The sequence below is a fragment of the Pseudocitrobacter faecalis genome (assembly GCF_965231525.1).
Taxonomy (GTDB): Bacteria; Pseudomonadota; Gammaproteobacteria; order Enterobacterales; family Enterobacteriaceae; genus Pseudocitrobacter; species Pseudocitrobacter faecalis.
In genome coordinates, this window is record NZ_CBDDNJ010000002.1 from 3,705,835 (window position 1) to 3,725,431 (window position 19,597).

Here is a 19,597-nt window from a genome sequence, read left to right on the forward strand (position 1 = left end):
CCTCTCACCTCTTAATTCATATGAGATAGATAAAATAAAGGGCGATAAAATATCGCCCTATGCAATCAATAACTTACTGACTGCAATACCACATCACGATGGGTAATAAATACTATAATTCATTAAGATTAAGCACATCACGCATATCAAAAAGACCACTTTGCTTCGATTTAAGCCACAAAGCCGAACGCACCGCCCCGTTAGCAAAGGTCATACGGCTGGAGGCCTTATGCGTAATCTCAACGCGCTCGCCAATATCGGCGAACATCGCCGTATGTTCGCCGACGATATCGCCCGCACGTACGGTCGCAAAACCGATCGTGCCAGGCACACGTTCGCCCGTATAGCCTTCGCGGCTGTATACGGCACACTCTTTCAGATCTTTATCCAGCGCAGACGCAATCGCCTCACCCATTGCCAGCGCCGTGCCTGATGGGGCGTCCACTTTATGACGATGGTGCGCTTCAATGATTTCGATGTCGGTATAGTCGCCCATCACTTTGGCGGCTTTCTCCAGCAGCTTCAGCATGACGTTCACGCCAACGCTGAAGTTAGCGGCAAAGACAATCGCGATATCCTGAGAGGCATCGCGAATCGCCTGCTTGCCGGCATCATCAAAACCGGTGGTTCCGATAACCATGCCTTTCCCGTGTTCACGGCAGAACGCCAAATGCGTCAGCGTGCCTTCCGGGCGGGTAAAATCGATAAAGACATCAAAATCATCTTTAACCGCGTCCAGGCTGCTCTGAACGGTCACACCGGTTTTCCCCGCACCCGCCAGCTCACCCGCATCACTACCCAGCAGGCTGGAACCTTCGCGCTCCAGCGCCGCGCCCAACTGAACGCCGTCCATTGCCATCGCCGCCTGAATTAACTGGCGCCCCATACGTCCCCCGGCCCCGGCAATGGCGACACGGATTTGTGCATCATGCATAGCTATTCTCTTTTGTTAATTTTGCGTAAACCGTTCTCAGAGTAACCAGCCCGCCCGGAGGCCGCCAGCCGAAAACGCCCATAATTAGAATTAAATGATAAACAGAGGGGAATATCAGTAAAAGCCATGATTCATCGGGAAGGACGAATCATGGGTAAAGCTGAAAGGTTAAAGCGTAAACCTGACACTTTTCCACCGTTCAAATGGAAAGTGTCTAAATTATCTCCGTTTCCCAACAGAATTATTCATAGCATAAGAAGACGATTAAGGTGCCAGCCGCAACACCTCCGCTACCCACTCACGGAACCCTTCCACATCCAGCCCCAGCGCAACCTGCACATTCGCAGGTTGCCCAAGTCGTCCCTCAATATCCACCACAGTGGTTCCGGCGGTGTAGGTTCCCTGAGTCTCGACGGCGACAAAACAGGGTTTCAGAGTGAACAGTTTCGGCCGTACCAGCCAGGCGATAGCACAGAGATCGTGCATGCGCAGGCCGCTTTGCATACTGCCGCTGCGGTAGTGGCTGAAGAGCGAATGCAGCATTTTTCCGGTTTTGTTGAGCGCCGGAAGGGTTGCCAGATATTCCGGCGTTAGCACCGCCTGGTTAGTCACATCCAGACCGCACATCACAATTTCCAGCCCACTCTGGAAAACTTGCGCAGCGGCTTCCGGGTCGATGGCGATATTAAATTCGGCGTTTGGCGTGAAGTTACCGCGCCCCGCCGAGCCGCCCATAATCACCAGGCGACGGATATTGAATTTGCACTCCGGGAATTGAGAAAGCAGCAGCGCGATATTGGTGAGTGGGCCGATGGCAACCAGTGTGACAGGTTCCGGTGAGTGCATCAGCGCATCACGAATGGCGATAAAAGCGGGTTTCTCCAGCGGTTGACGCTGATGTTCGGTAAAGTCGTAACCTTCCATACCGGACTGCCCGTGCACATAGGCCGCATCGCGTAGCGGACGCACCAGCGGCGTTGCCGCCCCCTGAGCCAGCGGAACGTTCGCCTCCCAGAAATGCAGCAACTGGAGAGCGTTACGCGTGGTTTTTTCGACGGAAACGTTGCCCGCCACAGTCGTCATTAGCTGGAGATCCAGTTCCGGGGCAAACAACGCAGCCGCAATGGCGGCGGCATCGTCGATGCCAGGGTCGGTATCGAGAATAATCGGCAGGCGCATATTTCCTCCATAAAAAAATGCCAGACATTAAGTCTGGCATCTTGTCATATTTATGAAGGGAATAACTTACTCGACTTCACGAACATCCACACGCAGTTCCCGCGGCACTTCGAAAACAATGTTCTCTTCGCGCCCTTCCAGCGGGATGGCTTCGCCGCCCCCGAGGGTTTGCAGGCGCGCAATCACATTCTGCACCAGGATATCCGGCGCAGACGCGCCAGCGGTCACGCCGACACAGGCGGCGCCTTTCACCCACTCTTCCTGAATATCCGTCGCGTCATCAATCAGATAGGCCGCTTTGCCCATCCGCTGTGCCAGTTCCGCCAGGCGGTTGGAGTTCGAGGAGTTTTTCGACCCCACGACCAGCACCACGTCAGCCTGTTCGGCCAGCGAGCGTACGGCTTCCTGACGGTTAGTGGTGGCGTAGCAGATATCATCTTTACGTGGGCCAACGATTTTCGGGAAGCGTTTACGCAGCGCGTCGATAACGTCAGAGGTATCGTCAACAGAGAGCGTCGTCTGAGTCATAAACGACAGTTTTGCGTCGTTTTTAACCTCCAGTGTCCAGACATCTTCCGGCGATTCGACCAGGTACATTCCCCCTTCCGGGTTGCTGTACTGGCCCATCGTGCCTTCGACTTCCGGATGACCGGCGTGACCAATCAGAATCGACTCTTCACCACGACGGCTGGCGCGAGCCACTTCCATATGCACTTTAGTCACCAGCGGGCAGGTCGCGTCGAAAACGGTCAGATCGCGACTTTTCGCTTCGTTGCGCACAGCCTGAGAAACGCCGTGAGCGGAGAAAATCAGAATCGCGCCGTCGGGTACTTCGCTGATCTGTTCGATGAAAATCGCCCCGCGCTCGCGCAGGCTGTCGACCACATAACGGTTGTGTACCACTTCATGACGCACGTAGATTGGCGCGCCATAAATCGCCAGCGCGTTTTCAACAATGCTGATAGCGCGGTCTACACCCGCGCAAAAACCGCGCGGATTAGCCAACAGGATCTGCATTTCAGGCCTCCAGTACCGGATCGATCTCCAGTACTTCAATATCAAAATGAACGGTATGGTCGGCCAGCGGATGGTTGAAATCAACGGTGATAGAGTCGCCGTTGATTTCACGGATCACGCCTGGCATCTCGCTGCCATCCATAGCGGTAAAGAGCATGATTGCACCGATTTCAGGTTCGCCCGCATCCATAAACTCACGGCGGGAGAAGTACTGAATCAGGTCTGGCGACGAGACGCCAAACGCGGCATCCGGCTCCAGAGAAAATTCTTTTTTGTCACCCGCTTTCAGGCCCAGCAGATGTTGTTCCAGCCCTTCAGAGAGCGAGCCATCGCCCAGGCGGAACAGCGCCGGTTTGCCGTTGTTGCGGGTCGATTCGGCGGTAGAACCGTCATCGAGTTTCAGTGAGAAATGCACCAGAACGGCGCTGTTGCTCTGTACAGATTCAGACATGCAGGTTTGCTCTTTAAAATGGCGCCGCCTGTCTGCCCGGTAGCACTACGCTTACCGGGCCTACAAGGTTCGCAATATATTGTAGGCCGGATAAGCGCCAGCGCCATCCGGCATTTTTTTATGCGGCTTTTTTCTCTTTGGAAGGTAAGAAACCTTCCAGCACGATCAACGCTGCACCGACGCAGATTGCGCTATCGGCCAGGTTGAAGGTGGCAAAGTGCCAGTCGCCGACGTAGAAGTCGATCATATCGACCACGAAGCCGTGCCACAGGCGGTCAAACAGGTTACCCAGCGCGCCGCCAATAATCAGCGCATAGGCGATGTTATTGAGCTTCTGGGTCGCCTTTGAGCGGTACATCAGCACCGTCAGCGCCACGCAGATACCGATAGCGATGCCAGCAAAGAACCAACGCTGCCAGCCACCGCTGTCAGCGAGGAAGCTAAATGCCGCGCCATAGTTACGCGCATAATGCAGATTAAGCGACGGGAACAGCGAAACCGTATCCCCCAGAGCAAAGTTCTGGAGGATCAGGAATTTGCTGCCCAGATCGATAATCAGCACGACTACCACCAGCCACAGCCAGCGTAGCCCTGTTGAACACATCGATTTACTCATCAGGCAAACTTACGTTTTTCGCCATCACCGGCGATGTTGCTGACACAGCGTCCACAGATATCTGCGTGTTCCGCCACCTTGCCGACGTCCTGGGTGTAATGCCAGCAGCGCGGGCATTTCTCACCTTCGGCTTTGCTCAGGGACACTTTCAGCCCTTTGAGCAATTCGCTCTGCTGAGCATCAGCAGGTGCGGCACTATATTCCGCAACGTTCGCACCGGAGGTCAACAGGACAAATCGCAGTTCTTCGCCCAGCGCAGTCAGTTTCGCCGCCAGTTCAGGTTCCGCGTACAGGGTCACTGCCGCTTCCAGAGAACCGCCGACTTTCTTATCCGCACGTGCCTGTTCAATGACTTTGTTCACTTCGCCACGCACCTGCAGCAGCACGTCCCAGAAGCCGTCGTTCATGGCTTCGGTTTCGCCCAGACCAAACAGGCCTTCATACCATTCCCCGGCGAACACGTATTTCTCGCGATCGCCCGGCAGGTAGCCCCAGATTTCATCTGCGGTGAAGGACATGATCGGTGCCATCCAGCGCACCAGCGCTTCGGCGATGTGATACAGCGCAGTCTGGCAGCTACGACGCGCCACGCTGTCTGCTTTCGCGGTGTACTGGCGGTCTTTGATGATGTCGAGATAGAACGAGCCCATTTCAACGGAGCAGAAACGCATCAGACGCTGTACCACTTCGTGGAAGTCGTAGGATTCGTACGCTTTCAGGATGTCTTCCTGCGCTTCTTTCGCGCAGCCTACCGCCCAGCGATCCAGTACCACCATCTCTTCCGGTTTCACCATGTCTTTCGCCGGATCGAAACCATTCAGGTTCGCCAGCAGGAAGCGCGCGGTGTTGCGGATACGACGATAGCTATCGGCAGCACGTTTCAGGATTTCGTCAGAAACGGCCATTTCGCCGGTGTAGTCAGTCGATGCCACCCACAGACGCAGGATATCCGCGCCCAGCTTGTTCATCACGTCCTGCGGAGAAACAGTGTTACCGATGGATTTAGACATCTTACGGCCCTGACCATCGACGGTGAAGCCGTGGGTCAGTACCTGACGGTAAGGCGCTTTGCCTTTCATCGCCGTGGAGATCATCAGGGAAGACATGAACCAACCGCGATGCTGGTCAGAACCTTCCAGATACATATCCGGCGTATGGCCGCCAAATTCCGGACGCGCGTCAACCACGGAGTAGCTGGTTGACCCGGAGTCAAACCACACGTCCAGGGTATCCGGCACTTTCACGTAGTTATCTGCGTCATCGCCGAGGATGTCACGCGGGTCGAGATCCCACCACGCCTGAATACCGTCTTTCTCAACGTATTTCGCCACTTCTTCGATAAGTTCAGTGGTACGCGGGTGCAGCTCTTCCGTGTCTTTATGCACGAACAGCGACATCGGTACGCCCCAGGTACGCTGACGGGAGATACACCAGTCAGGGCGATTCGCAACCATCGATTCGATGCGCGCTTTACCCCAGGCCGGGATCCAACCGCTCAGATTTTCTTTCGCCAGACCATCCTGCTCGATGCGGTCGATCTCTTTGAGCGACTGAATACGCAGGCCTTTCTGATCCATGCTGATGAACCACTGCGGGGTCGCACGGAAGATGATCGGCGTTTTGTGACGCCAGCAGCAAGGGTAGCTGTGCTGCATTTTTTCAACGTGCAGCAGTGCGCCTTTCTCTTGCAGCAGTTCAACGATTTTATCGTTCGCTTTAAAGACGTTAACACCATCCAGACCTGGGTACGTACCCGCCAGGTAGGCGCCATCCGGGCCAACCGGGTTAGCGATTTCCAGACCATATTTCTGGCTGATAGTGTAGTCGTCCGGGCCGTGACCACCGGCGGTATGCACCGCACCGGTCCCCGCGTCCAGTGTAACGTGGTCACCCAGAATCGCCGGTACGTCGAAGCCCATGAACGGATGCTGGAAGCGCATCAGTTCAAGCTCAGCGCCGTTTACGGTGCCCAGCACGGTGTAATCCGCCGCGCCGATGCGTTTCATTACGCCATCGAGCAGATCTTTCGCCACGATAACGGCCTGGCCGTCAACCTGCACCAGCGCATAGTCGAACTCTTTAGAGAGCGAGATGGCGCGGTTTGCTGGCAGCGTCCACGGGGTGGTGGTCCAGATAACCAGAGACACCGGGCCGTTGACGTTGGCAACACCGAATTTCGCTTTTACCGCATCCGCGTCAACCGCGTGGAAGGCCACGTCGATGGACGGAGAGGTTTTGTCATAGTATTCCACTTCCGCTTCAGCCAGCGCGGAACGACAGTCGACGCACCAGTGAACCGGCTTCGCGCCTTTCAGCATGTGGCCGTTGTGGATGATTTTACCGAGCGCACGAATAATGTTGGCTTCGGTTTTGAAATCCATGGTCAGGTACGGATGCTGCCAGTCGCCCAGCACGCCCAAACGGATAAAGTCTTTACGTTGACCATCCACCTGGCCTGCAGCGTATTCACGGCATTTCGCGCGGAACTCAGCGGCGGTGAACTTCTCGCCCGGTTTACCGAACTCTTGTTCGACTTTCAGTTCAATTGGCAGGCCATGGCAGTCCCAGCCCGGTACGTACGGAGAGTCGTAACCCGCCAGACCTTTGGACTTAATAATAATGTCTTTGAGAATCTTGTTTACAGAGTGACCAATATGAATGCTGCCATTCGCATAAGGAGGGCCATCATGCAGAATGAAGGTTTTTTTGCCCTTTTTCGCGGCACGAATGATGCCGTACAGGTCATCTTCGGTCCAACGCGCCAGCATTCCCGGTTCGCGCTTGGCGAGATCGCCGCGCATCGGGAACCCTGTTTCCGGCAAATTCAGGGTAGATTTATAGTCACTCATTAGATTCTCGATTCCGTATTTAAACGTATTCAGGCATTAAGCCGGTTTTGAAAGCCCAAAAAATTCGCGGGCCGTTAATTCGTCACGCGCGATTTGCGCTTTTAGCTCATCCAGCGATGCAAATCGCTGCTCATTGCGTATTTTTTTACGCAGGATAACGTCTATATGGCGACCGTAGAGGTCCATTACAACGTCCAACAGATGCACTTCCAGTTGCTGACGCACGCCCGCAACCGTTGGGCGGGTACCGATATTGGCGACACCTGTATAAGATTTGTCGCCAAGCCCCGTCACTTCTACCGCATAGACCCCTTTAACCGGGGAGACCTGACGGCGCAGCGGTAAATTCGCCGTCGGGAAACCAATGGTGCGCCCCAACTCATCGCCGTGCACCACGCGCCCGGAGATAGTAAAAGGATGCCCCAATAAATTTTCAGCCAGTTCGAGCTGGTCATCCGCCAGCGCCTGGCGCACGGCGGTGCTGCTGATACGTACGCCACCTTCACAGAAGGTTTGTGTACTGGTGACATCAAAGCCGAACTCAGCGCCCGCCTTCTGTAATAACAAGAAATCACCCTGCCGACCAGCGCCAAAGCGGAAATCATCACCCACCGCTAAAAACTGGACACCTAAACGCTTCACCAGCAGGTCGCGGATAAAGTCCTGTGCGCTCAGCGCGGCAAAGCGACGATCAAAACGCAGACAGACGACATAATCGACGCCGCTCTCGGCCAGATAGCGCAGCTTTTCACGCAGACGCGTCAGACGTGCGGGGGACTTATCGCCCGCAAACAGCTCCAGCGGCTGCGGTTCGAAAATCATCACCACGACAGGCAGATTACGCGCACGCCCTTCGGCACGCAGACCCTGTAGCAACGCCTGGTGGCCACGATGCACACCGTCGAAATTTCCAATGGTCAGCACACACCCGTGTGGGGCCTGACTGAGATTATGTATGCCGCGTATCAGCTTCATGTCTGGCTCAAAAGAGTGAAAATCGCCAAAGTATACCTTGTACAGCAGTCGACGTTAACCGGCGATTGCACCTTGTACAGGGAAAGAGACAATGATTTCATCAGCATCACGATAAAAGGCAAGAAAATCTGTGCCGGTCGTGCGAATTTTATGCCGGAAAGGCTGTATTCATCGACCACAAGCTGGTAGAATCCTGCGCCATCAATACGTAATGAAGCGTTGATACATTAACGGCGCTTATTTGCACAAATCCATTGACAAAAGAAGGCTAAACGGGCATATTCCTCGGCCTTTGAATTGTCCATATAGAACACATTTGGGAGTTGGACCTTGGCTAATATCAAATCAGCTAAGAAGCGCGCCGTTCAGTCTGAAAAGGCTCGCAAGCACAACGCAAGCCGTCGCTCTATGATGCGTACTTTCATCAAGAAAGTATACGCAGCAATCGAAGCTGGCGACAAAGCTGCTGCAGTTAAAGCATTTAACGAAATGCAACCGATCGTGGACCGTCAGGCTGCTAAAGGTCTGATCCACAAAAACAAAGCTGCGCGTCATAAAGCAAACCTGACCGCTCAGATCAACAAACTGGCTTAATCGCCCGCTTGTTATCGCTTTGTTGAAAAAACCCGCCTCGTGCGGGTTTTTTTACGTCTGTGTTTTATTGTGCAAGCGCAAACAGCGCGGAATAGTCCCGGTTACAAATACGTTGCACCGCCGGATGCTGAATCATTCGCTCAGCAAATATGGCATGGTACTCCTCCATCACGCTTTCCATCCTGCCAATCTCAATAATGCTCTCATCAGCAAAGAAATCGTGCCCGTAAAGCGTCGGTGCCACGAAAATCGCGTTGTGCGCTGAGCCAAACGCTTTCATTAATGCGGCATCGTCAAACTCACCGAGAATTTCAACTTTCAGGCCCTGAGTGTTGAACCAGTTCAACAGTTTGCGCCCGAGCATTGAGCGGCGGCCTGGTATTAACAAACGACGCTCTTCCAGGCAGGCAGGAAACGGTTTCTCCGGCGGCGGGTTCATGCACCAGAAACTGACGCCACATTCGCCAATCTTCACCGAAAACAGCCCTTCCTGCTGGGTGGAGTCGATTGGACAATCGGAAATAATCATATCCAGCTTGTGCTGGCTGAGCTGCTCCAGCAGCATCTCGTGCGTCGATTCAAAACAACGCAGGTGAATTTGTTCATCTTCCACAACGGCCGCGTCCAGCACCCCACTCACCAGCCGTTTAGACAACGCATCCGCCACGCCCACATCGAACAGCAGGTTTGACTCTTTGCGGTAGTTGATGATATCGAGCATCTCCTGGCTCAGGGTGAACATCTTGTCGGCGTAGCGAAACACCAGTTCACCCAGTTCACTGGGCTCAATACCGCGCCCTTTGCGTTTGAAAAGCTTGCCCTGTAAACGTTCTTCGAGCGCTTTGATCTGCCCGGTGATAGTCTGCGGTGTCAGATACAGCGCCTCTGCCGCGCCGACGACCGAGCCCTCTTTATAGACGTGCCAGAAGTAATAGAGATGGTTGTAGTTAATGTGCGACACCTGCGGTTTCCTCCCTGAATTCGTCATCATATCGGATGGCACTGACCCGAATCCGACCTACACGCTTCGGTAGGCCGGATTAGCGTAGCCGCCATCCGGCATATCATTCACACTAATTATGCCTGCTCAGGTTTGAGATGCATACGCAACAAACTGTATCCCACCACCGCCGACAGCAGTGACCCCAGCAGAATGCCCAGTTTCGCCCAGATAATCAGCTCTGGATCGACCGCGCCAAACGCCAGGCTGGCAATAAAGATAGACATGGTAAAACCAATACCGCACAGCAAACCGACTGCCATAATTTGCGAGAAATTCGCCCCTTCCGGCAGACGCGCCAGCTTAAATTTCAGGGCCAGCCAGCAGAAGAGTGAAATCCCCAGCGGCTTACCGATAAACAGACCCGCAATGATGCCCAGCGGCAACAGCGAGGTCAGTCCTTCCAGCGTCACGCCCTGGAGAGATACGCCCGCATTAGCAAAGGCGAACAGTGGCAGAATCATAAACGCCACCCAGGGGTGAAGCACATGTTCCAGCTGTTTAGCCGGTGATTTACCGTTTTCCGTTTTCAGCGGAATAAAGAAGCCGACAATCACCCCGGCAAGCGTGGCGTGCACGCCCGATTTCAGCACAGCCGTCCAGAGGATCACGCCCACCAGAATATAGAGCCCGGTGCGGCGCACACCACTGACGTTGAGAATCGCCAGCACCGCAATGGCCGCTGCCGCAACCGCCAGGGACAACAGCGACAAATCATGGGTATAAAACAGCGCAATAATGACGATCGCGCCCAGATCATCAATAATCGCCAGCGCCATCAGGAAGATTTTTAACGACGCTGGCACGCGGCTACCGAGTAGCGCCAGCACACCTAAGGCAAACGCAATATCCGTCGCCGCCGGAATAGCCCAACCGCTGCTGGCGATTGGATCCTGGAAGTTGAACGCCAGATAGACCAGCGCTGGCACCACCATGCCACCCAGTGCAGCCACCACCGGGAATATCGCCTGCCGACGCGTCGCCAGCGCGCCTTCAACCATCTCGCGCTTGACCTCAAGGCCAATCAGCAGGAAGAAGACCGCCATCAACGCATCGTTGATCCACAGCAGCATGTTTTTATTGATTTCAAGCGCGCCCACTTTCAACTGGACCGGCGTATCCAGGAAAGCATGGTAGAGAGCGCTGGTCGCGCCCATGTTAGCCAGAAGCATGGCGAGGCTTGCCGCGATAATCAGGATAATCCCGCCAGAAGCATCACTGTGAAAGAAACGCTGTAAATGTTTCACTTTTACTCTCTCTTTTACTGCTTATTCATCGATTAAACTAGGGTATCGCGAAAGAAAGATCGGCAAAATCAGTTTATAACTGGATTATAACTCAGTTTTTACGAAATGATTTTTGCGGGGTGCGGCAGCTTATTCAGTTGGCCGAAAGAAAAAAACCCCATGCAGGCACGGGGTTTCAGGTTTTACTGCTTAGGCAGAAGGTTAGCGCGTCAGATCATCAAAGAACTTTTTCACGCCATCGAAGAAGCTTTTAGAGCGCGGGCTGTTTTTCTCACCCGTCGGGCCACCAAAACTTTCCTGCAACTCTTTCAGCAACTGTTTCTGCTTGTCGTTCAGGCCAACCGGCGTCTCCACCACCACGCGGCAGAGCAGGTCGCCCTGCGCGCCACCTCGGACGGATTTCACCCCTTTCCCACGCATGCGGAACAGCTTGCCAGTCTGAGTTTCACCAGGCACTTTCAGGTTTACGCGACCGTCGAGCGTCGGCACTTCGATTTCGCCGCCCAGAGCCGCCATGGCGAAGTTAATCGGCACTTCGCAATACAGGTTGTTACCTTCACGCTCGAAGATGGCATGCTGTTTTACCTGTACCTGAACGTACAGATCGCCTGCCGGTGCGCCGTGCTCACCTGCTTCACCTTCGCCGGAAAGACGAATGCGGTCGCCGGTATCCACACCCGCCGGGATTTTAACCGACAGGGTTTTGGTCTTCTCAACGCGACCATGACCATGGCATTTATTGCACGGATCTTTGATAAGCGTACCGCGCCCCTGACAGTGAGGACAGGTCTGCTGTACGGCGAAGAAGCCCTGACGCATCTGCACCTGGCCTGCACCATGACAGGTTGGGCAAGTTTGCGGCTGGGTACCGGCTTTGGCACCGCTGCCGTGGCAGACATCGCACTCTTCCAGTGTCGGGATGCGGATCTCTTTGGTGACACCACGGACCGCTTCTTCAAGAGTCAATTCCATGTTGTAGCGTAGGTCGGCACCGCGTGAAGCACGCTGACGGCCACGACCGCCGCCGAAGATATCGCCAAATACGTCACCAAAGATATCACTGAAATCAGCGCCGCCGCCAAAGCCGCCGCCACCGCCCATACCGCCTTGTTCAAAAGCAGCATGACCGTACTGGTCGTAGGCCGCGCGCTTCTGCGCGTCGGTCAGGATTTCGTAAGCCTCTTTAATTTCTTTAAATTTGGCTTCGGCCTCTTTATCACCCTGGTTGCGGTCTGGGTGATATTTCATGGCCAGGCGCTTGTACGCCTTTTTGATTTCACGCTCTTCCGCTGTTTTGGAAACGCCCAAAATCTCATAATAGTCTTGCTTTGCCATTGTTTTTTATCTGCCCCTAACATGCATGAACGGGCGGAGAGGAAACCCTCTTCGCCCGTGTCAGTAATTACCCAATCAAAGGGCGATTATTTTTTATCTTTTACTTCTTCGAACTCTGCGTCGACAACGTCGTCATCTTTAGCATTGTTCGCGGAAGCGTCAGCACCTGCTGCACCTGCCTGCTGCTGAGCGTGCTGTTGCTGTGCGATTTCCATCAGTTTCTGAGAAACCTGCGCCAGCGCCTGCATTTTCGCTTCGATATCGGCTTTGTCTTCGCCTTTCAGCGACGTTTCCAGCGCGGTCAGTGCAGACTCGATAGCGGTTTTGTCATCAGCCGGCAGCTGTTCGCCTGCTTCTTCAACCTGCTTACGGGTGCTGTGCAGCAGATGGTCGCCCTGGTTACGCGTCTGAACCAGTTCTTCGAACTTACGGTCAGATTCGGCGTTCGCTTCAGCTTCCTGAACCATTTTCTGAATCTCTTCTTCGTTCAAGCCGGAAGAAGCCTTAATGGTAATTTTCTGCTCTTTACCGCTGTTTTTGTCTTTCGCGGAAACGTGCAGGATACCGTCAGCATCGATATCGAAGGTCACTTCGATCTGCGGCATGCCGCGCGGTGCCGGGTTAATACCATCCAGGTTAAACTGACCCAGAGATTTGTTATCAGACGCACGTTTACGTTCACCCTGCAACACATGGATGGTTACCGCAGACTGGTTGTCTTCAGCGGTAGAGAACACCTGGCTGTGTTTCGTCGGGATAGTGGTGTTTTTGTTGATCAGCGCCGTCATTACGCCGCCCATGGTTTCGATACCCAGAGAAAGCGGGGTAACGTCCAGCAGCAGTACGTCTTTCACTTCACCGGTCAGTACACCACCCTGAACCGCAGCACCAATTGCTACTGCTTCATCCGGGTTCACGTCTTTACGCGGCTCTTTACCAAAGAATTCAGCAACTTTTTTCTGAACCATTGGCATACGTGTCTGACCACCCACGAGGATAACCTCGTTGATATCAGATACGGACAGGCCAGCGTCCTGCAGTGCGACTTTCAGCGGGTCGATAGAACGGTTAACCAGATCTTCAACCAGACTTTCCAGTTTCGCACGCGTCACTTTAATGTTCATGTGTTTCGGACCGGTCGCGTCTGCGGTGATGTACGGCAGGTTCACGTCGGTCTGCTGAGCGGAAGAAAGCTCGATTTTCGCTTTTTCTGCCGCTTCTTTCAGGCGCTGCATGGCCAGCGGGTCGTTACGCAGGTCAATGCCCTGATCTTTCTTAAACTCGTCAACGAGGTAGTTGATCAGACGGGTATCGAAGTCTTCACCACCCAGGTGGGTATCACCGTTGGTTGCCAGAACTTCGAAGGTTTTTTCGCCGTCAACTTCGTCGATTTCGATAATAGAGATATCGAAGGTACCACCACCCAGGTCGTAAACCGCGATAGTACGGTTGCCAACTTCTTTATCCAGACCGTAAGCCAGCGCTGCAGCGGTTGGTTCGTTGATGATACGCTTGACTTCCAGACCTGCGATACGGCCAGCATCTTTGGTCGCCTGACGCTGAGCATCGTTGAAGTATGCAGGTACGGTGATAACCGCTTCCGTTACCGGTTCGCCCAGGTAATCTTCAGCCGTTTTCTTCATTTTTTTCAGCACTTCAGCAGAGATCTGCGGCGGTGCAGTTTTGGTGCCTTTCACATCCAGCCATGCGTCGCCATTGTCTGCGGCAACGATTTTGTACGGCATGATAGAAACGTCACGCTGAACTTCTTCGTCCTGGAAGCGGCGGCCAATCAGGCGTTTAATCGCAAACAGGGTGTTTTGCGGGTTTGTCACTGCCTGACGTTTAGCCGGCTGACCAACCAGAGTTTCACCATCCTGGGTATAAGCAATGATAGAAGGTGTGGTGCGATCGCCCTCGGCGTTCTCCAGCACACGTGCAGTAGTGCCATCCATAATCGCTACACAAGAGTTGGTAGTACCCAGGTCGATACCAATAATTTTACCCATCTAAACGTCTCCACTAAAAATTCGGTCAACATGTGGTTGTGAATCTGTAATAAGGGCGAAACGTGCCGTTTCAACTACCCTGAATCGTTTTTTTTCAGACTCACCACTGCGGTTGACTACAAGATGGGGTCGTAACCGCATCCATCAAGGGGGAAAGATAAAAATTTTTTTGTATTGCTAAACACCGGGCAGAGAAAAACGCGATAGACCGAAAGCAAAGTTTTCGACACTTCATTTGTAGAATGAATGAATCAAACAAAATACATTCACTAAACGATTGATAATAAAAACGAAACCGGCACTAAAAGCGCAACACCGGCTGAGTGAAATGATTATCCTCCGGGGCATAACCCCCTTTTCATGCCAAGGATAATCATGACGCCATTCACTCATGCCTCCGCCAGCCTGTTGTTGAGCCTGCTGCTGGTCAACGTGGCCCATGCCAACGATCACAAACTGCTGGGCGTGGTGGCACTTCCCCGTAACGAAACCAACGATCTGACGCTTAAATTGCCCGTGTGCCGGGTTGTGAAACGTATCCAGATTACCGTCGACCACGGTGATGCGCAGCTTAGCGGTGCCTCGGTCTACTTTAAAGCGGCCAGAAGCGCCAGCCAGAGCTTATCGGTGCCATCAGAACTGAAGGAAGGTATTACCACGGAGTGGATCAACATAAACAGCGACAATGACAACAAACGCTGCGTGTCAAAAATCACCTTCTCCGGCCATACGGTGAACTCCTCCGATATGGCGACGCTGAAAATTATCGGCGATGACTAACTTCGCCTGTCATCCACATACTAAATAGTCAGTAATTTATGAACGTCCCCTATCTTAACGATGACGACCTGCAGTTTCTTCAGCACTGTAGTGAGGAGCAACTGGAAAGTTTCGCCCGGCTGCTCACCCACAATGAAAAAGGTAAACGCCGTTTATCCAGCAGCCTGTTACATAACGAACTCTTTATGGCGATGGACGGTCATCCGGCACGACACCGGCAAAACTGGCAGTTGATCGCCGGTGAACTTCAGCATTTTGGCGGAGACAGTATCGCCAATAAATTTCGCGGGCACGGGAAGCTGTATCGCGCAATCCTTATCGACGTCGCAAAGCGGTTGAGTTTGAAAGCGGACAAAACGATGTCCACATGGGAAATAGAGCATGAACTGCTGGCACATTTTATTCGCCGTTGCTGGAAAAAAATGACCGATGCGCAGAAGGGTCGTTTTCTGGAAGCTGTTGAATGCCGGGTTCATGAGCTTGAAACGGTATTACCCCAGCTTATCCACTCCCCGAAGCTGGCACACGGGGTTTCACACTTGCTCGGGGATCAACTCGGCCATATTTTGCGCACCCACGCCGCTGTCAGCGTGATTGGTCATGGCATGATGCGCGGTGCGGGGCTTGGCGGCCCGGTTGGCGCGGCCGTCAACGGTGTGAAAGCCATGAGCGGCAGCGCTTATCGGGTGACGATCCCCGCCGTATTGCGTATCGCCTGTCTGCGGCGAGTCGTCGAAAACGCGCGTTTAAACGCGCATCAATGATAAAAGGGGGAAATATTTCATTTTCCCCTGATCAGATCATAGACAGCCACACTTCGCCTGATTATTATGCCGCGCCCCGCTGCCTGTATTGTTGCGCGGGAAAATTATTTCACCATTTAATGATGATTTTTTTGAGGAATTATGGGCAACACTAAGTTGGCTAATCCGGCTCCGCTGGGTCTGATGGGTTTCGGCATGACCACTATTTTGCTGAACCTGCACAATATTGGGCTTTTCCCGATGGATGGCATCATCCTGGCGATGGGCATTTTTTACGGCGGTATCGCGCAAATTTTTGCTGGCCTGCTGGAATTTAAGAAAGGCAATACCTTCGGTTTAACCGCCTTTACCTCTTACGGTTCTTTCTGGCTGACGCTGGTTGCGATTCTGCTGCTGCCGAAAATGGGCCTGGCTGACGCGGCTAACGCCCATTTCCTGGGTGTGTACCTGGGCCTGTGGGGCGTCTTCACACTGTTCATGTTCTTCGGTACGCTCAAAGGCGCGCGCGCGTTGCAGTTCGTCTTCCTGAGCCTGACCGTGCTGTTTGCCCTGCTGGCAATCGGCCACCTGGTGGATAACGAAAGCATCGTCCATGTTGCAGGCTGGATTGGCCTGGTCTGCGGTGCCAGCGCCATCTATCTGGCGATGGGTGAAGTGCTGAACGAACAGTTTGGCCGCACCGTACTGCCGATTGGTGAATCTCACTAATTGTTGTTGCTCCTGCCCGCGGGCAGGAGCAATATCGGGCGTTAGTGCGCCAGCGTTTCCAGTTTCTCTTCCGATAATCCAGTCAACTGTAAAACCTGTAACCGATCGAGACCGCTCGCGATCATTGCTTGAGCGATTCTAAAGGTGGCTTCTTCGCGGCCTTTTTCCAGACCTTGCTCAATCCCTTGTTCAAGCCCCTGCACCAGACCTTCCTGCCTCAGTTCCTCAGCCAATGTCATGATAACCTCTCCCTGTTGCGATACGCCTTTCGCCAGCTCGCGAATAAATGCGTTTTTATCTTCGGTGAAACCGACCTGTAGGATATACGTCAGCGCCGTTCTCAGCTGACTGTCCGAAGTGTATCCCGCCTGCAAAAGCTTGACCAGCGATGCCGTCAAGGCCATCAGATCGCGCTGGCGGATATGCTTTTGCAGGAACTCAAGGATCGCGATGCGCCGATGGGTAAGGATAGCGTCATCCGGGACTTCGGTAATATCAACTAACGGAAAGGGAGCCGTGTAGACCCGTTTTGCCAGCTCAGCATCTGAAAATGCATCAAACCAGCACATTGAGTAGGGGTAGGGCCGCGTCGCGCCGTGGTAAAAAAGAATGGGGACAACCACCGGCAACGTTTCATGACCCGCTTCAATATGCCGCTGCATCGCCGCCAGCGAGTAACGCATCAGCCGTTGGGTCATCTGTTTATCCGGTTTACTTTGATGCTCAATCAGCGCGTAGAGGTAACCTTGTTGCTGGTTCATCTGCACCGACCACAGCACATCGGAATAGCGGGCGCGCAAGTCATCTTCAATGAAGTTACCGGACTCCAACTGAAGTGTGCTTAAGTCACACATCGTGCGTAAATCTCGCGGAAGATGTATATCCAAAAAATCGCGCGCCGCATCGGGCTGCGTCATCACCTGGCGAAAAAACGCATCGTGCGGCCCAGTGGAGACTTTCCCTGTCATCGTGTTCTCCTGTTAAGCTGATTCGCGGCGCAGTATCCACCCGCCGCGCGCACTTGTCAGGAATGCGTATCTAATCTGGAAGCCTGCTCGTAATTCCCCTCTTCCTGCGCCCGTTGACCATCCTGGCGCAGCGCGATGCCCAGCACCAACCCCAGTAACGACAATGCCAGTACGTACCATGCCGGAGCCAGCGGCGAGACAGTCATCAGCAACGTCACCACCACAGGCGTCAGGCCACCAAAAATGGCGTACGAAACGTTATAAGAAAAGGAGATCCCGCTAAAACGCACCGCCGGGGGAAACGCGCGCACCATGACGTAAGGCACCGCGCCGACCACGCCGACGCACAAGCCGACCAGCCCATAAAGCACAAACAGATGCTGCGCGCTGAGCCCGGCAAAATGGTAGAAAACCCAACTGGAGAGCCCCAGCAGCAGGCTGCCTGGGATAAAGGTACGGCTGGCTCCCCATTTATCCACCGCCAGCCCGGCAAGCAGACAACCTACGCAAAGCATTACCGTCGCCAGACTGTTAGCCTGAAGCGTCAGCGCAGGCGCAAAGCCATAGTGCTTTTGCAGCCAGACCGGCGACATCAGGATCACGACCACTATTCCAGCGGAGAGCAGCCAGGTCAGCAGCATTGAGATCACCACCGCCTTTCGGTGACGAACCACCACGGCCTTCACGGGCAACTCCTGTGCCAGAGCCTTGCGCTGCTGCATTTCGAGAAAAATAGGCGTTTCCTGCAACCAACGCCGCAGGTACATGGCCACGAGGCCAAATGCACCGCCCAGCAGGAACGGAATTCGCCAGCCACCTTCATGAATTGTTTGCGCTGTCATGCTAGTGTTAATTAACGTTGCCACCACGGAACCCAGCAGAATGCCAACCGTTAGCCCTGCCGTCAGCGTTCCGCAGGCGATACCAATTCGGCGAGCAGGCACGTGTTCTGCGACAAACACCCATGCACCCGGGACTTCGCCACCAATAGCCGCGCCCTGGAGAATGCGCATTAATAGCAGAAGCAGCGGGGCCACAAGTCCGGCGCTGGCATAGGTTGGCAGCAGGCCGATCGCCAGCGTCGGCACGGCCATCAGCAGAATACTCAGGGTAAACATCTTCTTACGCCCGACGATATCGCCGAAGTGCGCCATCACAATGCCACCTAACGGGCGCGCCAGATAACCCGCCGCGAAGATGCCAAAGGTTTGCACCTGGCGTAGCCATTCTGGGATATCCGCCGGAAAGAAAAGCTCGCCAATGACGGCCGCGAAGAAGACGAAAATGATGAAATCGTAAAACTCAAGCGCCCCACCAAGGGCAGCGAGCGTCAGGGTTTTGTAATCCTGTCGATTGAGAGGTCGTGCATAGTGTGACATGAAACCTTCGCCCCTTACGGCATATGTAAACTAAAAGTTAATATACCGTAAGGAATTTTCCACTCCAGCGGGGCGGAAGGTTATCTCAGGAATGCGTTACTTTCAGGCGTTCGTTTCGCGGCGCGCGCTTTTCGGGCGAAAAGCTGCTACCACCTGACTGTCGGTTTCAATATACGGCCCTTCCAGCAACTGCACGCAGTAGGGCACACTGGCAAAAATACCGTTGACCAACACCTTACCTTCCGCGTCTTTAACGCCTTCCAGCGTTTCTTCAATCGCTTTCGGCTGACCCGGCAGATTAAGGATTAACGCCTGTTTGCGGATCACCCCAACCTGGCGGGAGAGGATAGCGGTCGGCACGAAGTGCAGGCTCACCTGGCGCATCTGTTCACCAAAGCCCGGCATCACACGGTCGGCAATTGCCAGCGTGGCATCCGGCGTCACATCGCGACGCGCCGGGCCCGTCCCCCCCGTCGTCAACACCAGGTGACAACTCATTTCATCCACCAGCTCGCACAGGGTTTGCTCAATGATCGGCTGCTCATCGGGGATAAGGCGCGTCTGGAGTTCAAAAGGGGTGGTCAGCGCTTTGCTCAGCCACGCTTCGAGCGCCGGGATACCTTTATCCTGATAAACGCCGCTGGAGGCGCGGTCAGAGATGGATACCAGGCCGATACGTAAAGTGTTCATAGTCATTCCGTTCAAACATGTACTGTTAAGCGAAATGATACACGGGAATAACGGGCGATCGCATGACACAGATAAAAAAATAACCCGCCTTCACAACGAAGC

At 53.9% G+C, this 19,597-nt stretch carries 18 protein-coding genes and 1 pseudogene; 4 read left to right on the forward strand and 15 right to left on the reverse strand.

Features of this window, described 5'->3' with window-relative positions:
• Positions 1-112 precede the first annotated feature (112 nt).
• The 8 genes and pseudogenes from dapB to ACOXYR_RS18070 all read right to left on the reverse strand — a co-directional run bounded on the left by dapB (position 113) and on the right by ACOXYR_RS18070 (position 8,245).
• Positions 113-934 (reverse strand): 4-hydroxy-tetrahydrodipicolinate reductase, encoded by an 822-nt coding sequence (gene dapB / locus ACOXYR_RS18035; protein ID WP_113858227.1) that lies wholly within the window; start codon positions 932-934, stop codon positions 113-115.
• Between the two features lie 264 nt (positions 935-1,198).
• The gene (gene rihC / locus ACOXYR_RS18040) at positions 1,199-2,113 is read right to left on the reverse strand and encodes a ribonucleoside hydrolase RihC (RefSeq protein ID WP_421355776.1); all 915 of its coding nucleotides are present in this window, start codon (positions 2,111-2,113) and stop codon (positions 1,199-1,201) included.
• 66 nt (positions 2,114-2,179) lie between these two features.
• Positions 2,180-3,130: a 4-hydroxy-3-methylbut-2-enyl diphosphate reductase gene (gene ispH / locus ACOXYR_RS18045; protein WP_108475489.1), complete on the reverse strand. Its 951-nt coding sequence runs from the start codon at positions 3,128-3,130 to the stop codon at positions 2,180-2,182.
• Position 3,131: 1 nt separating this feature from the next.
• A complete protein-coding gene (gene fkpB, locus ACOXYR_RS18050; protein ID WP_108475488.1) occupies positions 3,132-3,581 on the reverse strand; it encodes an FKBP-type peptidyl-prolyl cis-trans isomerase in 450 nt (149 codons plus the stop codon).
• A gap of 118 nt (positions 3,582-3,699) precedes the next feature.
• Positions 3,700-4,197 (reverse strand): signal peptidase II, encoded by a 498-nt coding sequence (gene lspA / locus ACOXYR_RS18055; protein ID WP_421355775.1) that lies wholly within the window; start codon positions 4,195-4,197, stop codon positions 3,700-3,702.
• Positions 4,197-7,046 (reverse strand): isoleucine--tRNA ligase, encoded by a 2,850-nt coding sequence (gene ileS / locus ACOXYR_RS18060; protein WP_421355774.1) that lies wholly within the window; start codon positions 7,044-7,046, stop codon positions 4,197-4,199. Before ileS ends, lspA begins: the two co-directional genes overlap by 1 nt.
• A 36-nt stretch (positions 7,047-7,082) precedes the next feature.
• Positions 7,083-8,021 carry a bifunctional riboflavin kinase/FAD synthetase gene (gene ribF / locus ACOXYR_RS18065; RefSeq protein ID WP_108475486.1) on the reverse strand — a complete coding sequence of 313 codons (939 nt, stop codon included), beginning with the start codon at positions 8,019-8,021 and terminating at the stop codon, positions 7,083-7,085.
• 7 nt (positions 8,022-8,028) lie between these two features.
• Positions 8,029-8,245: pseudogene (locus ACOXYR_RS18070) on the reverse strand (DUF2575 domain-containing protein).
• A gap of 106 nt (positions 8,246-8,351) precedes the next feature.
• On the opposite strand from ACOXYR_RS18070, the gene rpsT reads away from it, so the two are divergent.
• Entirely contained in the window at positions 8,352-8,615 is a 264-nt protein-coding gene (gene rpsT, locus ACOXYR_RS18075) for a 30S ribosomal protein S20 (protein ID WP_041686324.1), read from the forward strand.
• Positions 8,616-8,679: 64 nt separating this feature from the next.
• Here rpsT and nhaR read toward each other — a convergent pair whose 3' ends face one another.
• The 4 genes from nhaR to dnaK all read right to left on the reverse strand — a co-directional run bounded on the left by nhaR (position 8,680) and on the right by dnaK (position 14,206).
• A complete protein-coding gene (nhaR, locus tag ACOXYR_RS18080) occupies positions 8,680-9,576 on the reverse strand; it encodes a transcriptional activator NhaR (RefSeq protein ID WP_108475485.1) in 897 nt (298 codons plus the stop codon).
• A 116-nt stretch (positions 9,577-9,692) separates the two neighbouring features.
• A complete protein-coding gene (nhaA, locus tag ACOXYR_RS18085; protein ID WP_421355773.1) occupies positions 9,693-10,862 on the reverse strand; it encodes a Na+/H+ antiporter NhaA in 1,170 nt (389 codons plus the stop codon).
• Positions 10,863-11,063: 201 nt separating this feature from the next.
• Positions 11,064-12,197 carry a molecular chaperone DnaJ gene (gene dnaJ / locus ACOXYR_RS18090; protein WP_015965988.1) on the reverse strand — a complete coding sequence of 378 codons (1,134 nt, stop codon included), beginning with the start codon at positions 12,195-12,197 and terminating at the stop codon, positions 11,064-11,066.
• Positions 12,198-12,283: 86 nt separating this feature from the next.
• A complete protein-coding gene (gene dnaK / locus ACOXYR_RS18095; RefSeq protein WP_421356358.1) occupies positions 12,284-14,206 on the reverse strand; it encodes a molecular chaperone DnaK in 1,923 nt (640 codons plus the stop codon).
• A gap of 375 nt (positions 14,207-14,581) precedes the next feature.
• On the opposite strand from dnaK, the gene ACOXYR_RS18100 reads away from it, so the two are divergent.
• From ACOXYR_RS18100 to satP, 3 genes are all read left to right on the forward strand, one after another.
• Positions 14,582-14,986 (forward strand): DUF2541 family protein, encoded by a 405-nt coding sequence (locus tag ACOXYR_RS18100; RefSeq protein ID WP_375876164.1) that lies wholly within the window; start codon positions 14,582-14,584, stop codon positions 14,984-14,986.
• Between the two features lie 38 nt (positions 14,987-15,024).
• The gene (gene msyB, locus ACOXYR_RS18105) at positions 15,025-15,750 is read left to right on the forward strand and encodes an acidic protein MsyB (protein WP_108475482.1); all 726 of its coding nucleotides are present in this window, start codon (positions 15,025-15,027) and stop codon (positions 15,748-15,750) included.
• Between the two features lie 141 nt (positions 15,751-15,891).
• Positions 15,892-16,458 (forward strand): acetate uptake transporter, encoded by a 567-nt coding sequence (gene satP, locus ACOXYR_RS18110; RefSeq protein WP_108475481.1) that lies wholly within the window; start codon positions 15,892-15,894, stop codon positions 16,456-16,458.
• A gap of 41 nt (positions 16,459-16,499) precedes the next feature.
• On the opposite strand, the gene ACOXYR_RS18115 is transcribed toward satP, so the two are convergent.
• The 3 genes from ACOXYR_RS18115 to mog form a co-directional block, all read right to left on the reverse strand.
• Positions 16,500-17,426, reverse strand: coding sequence for an Rpn family recombination-promoting nuclease/putative transposase (locus ACOXYR_RS18115; RefSeq protein WP_350436404.1), 927 nt, complete (start codon positions 17,424-17,426; stop codon positions 16,500-16,502).
• 56 nt (positions 17,427-17,482) lie between these two features.
• Positions 17,483-18,805, reverse strand: a complete 1,323-nt coding sequence (locus ACOXYR_RS18120) for an MFS transporter (protein WP_421356357.1) — start codon at positions 18,803-18,805, stop codon at positions 17,483-17,485.
• 102 nt (positions 18,806-18,907) lie between these two features.
• Positions 18,908-19,495: a molybdopterin adenylyltransferase gene (gene mog, locus ACOXYR_RS18125; protein WP_113858219.1), complete on the reverse strand. Its 588-nt coding sequence runs from the start codon at positions 19,493-19,495 to the stop codon at positions 18,908-18,910.
• Between the last annotated feature and the right edge of the window lie 102 nt (positions 19,496-19,597).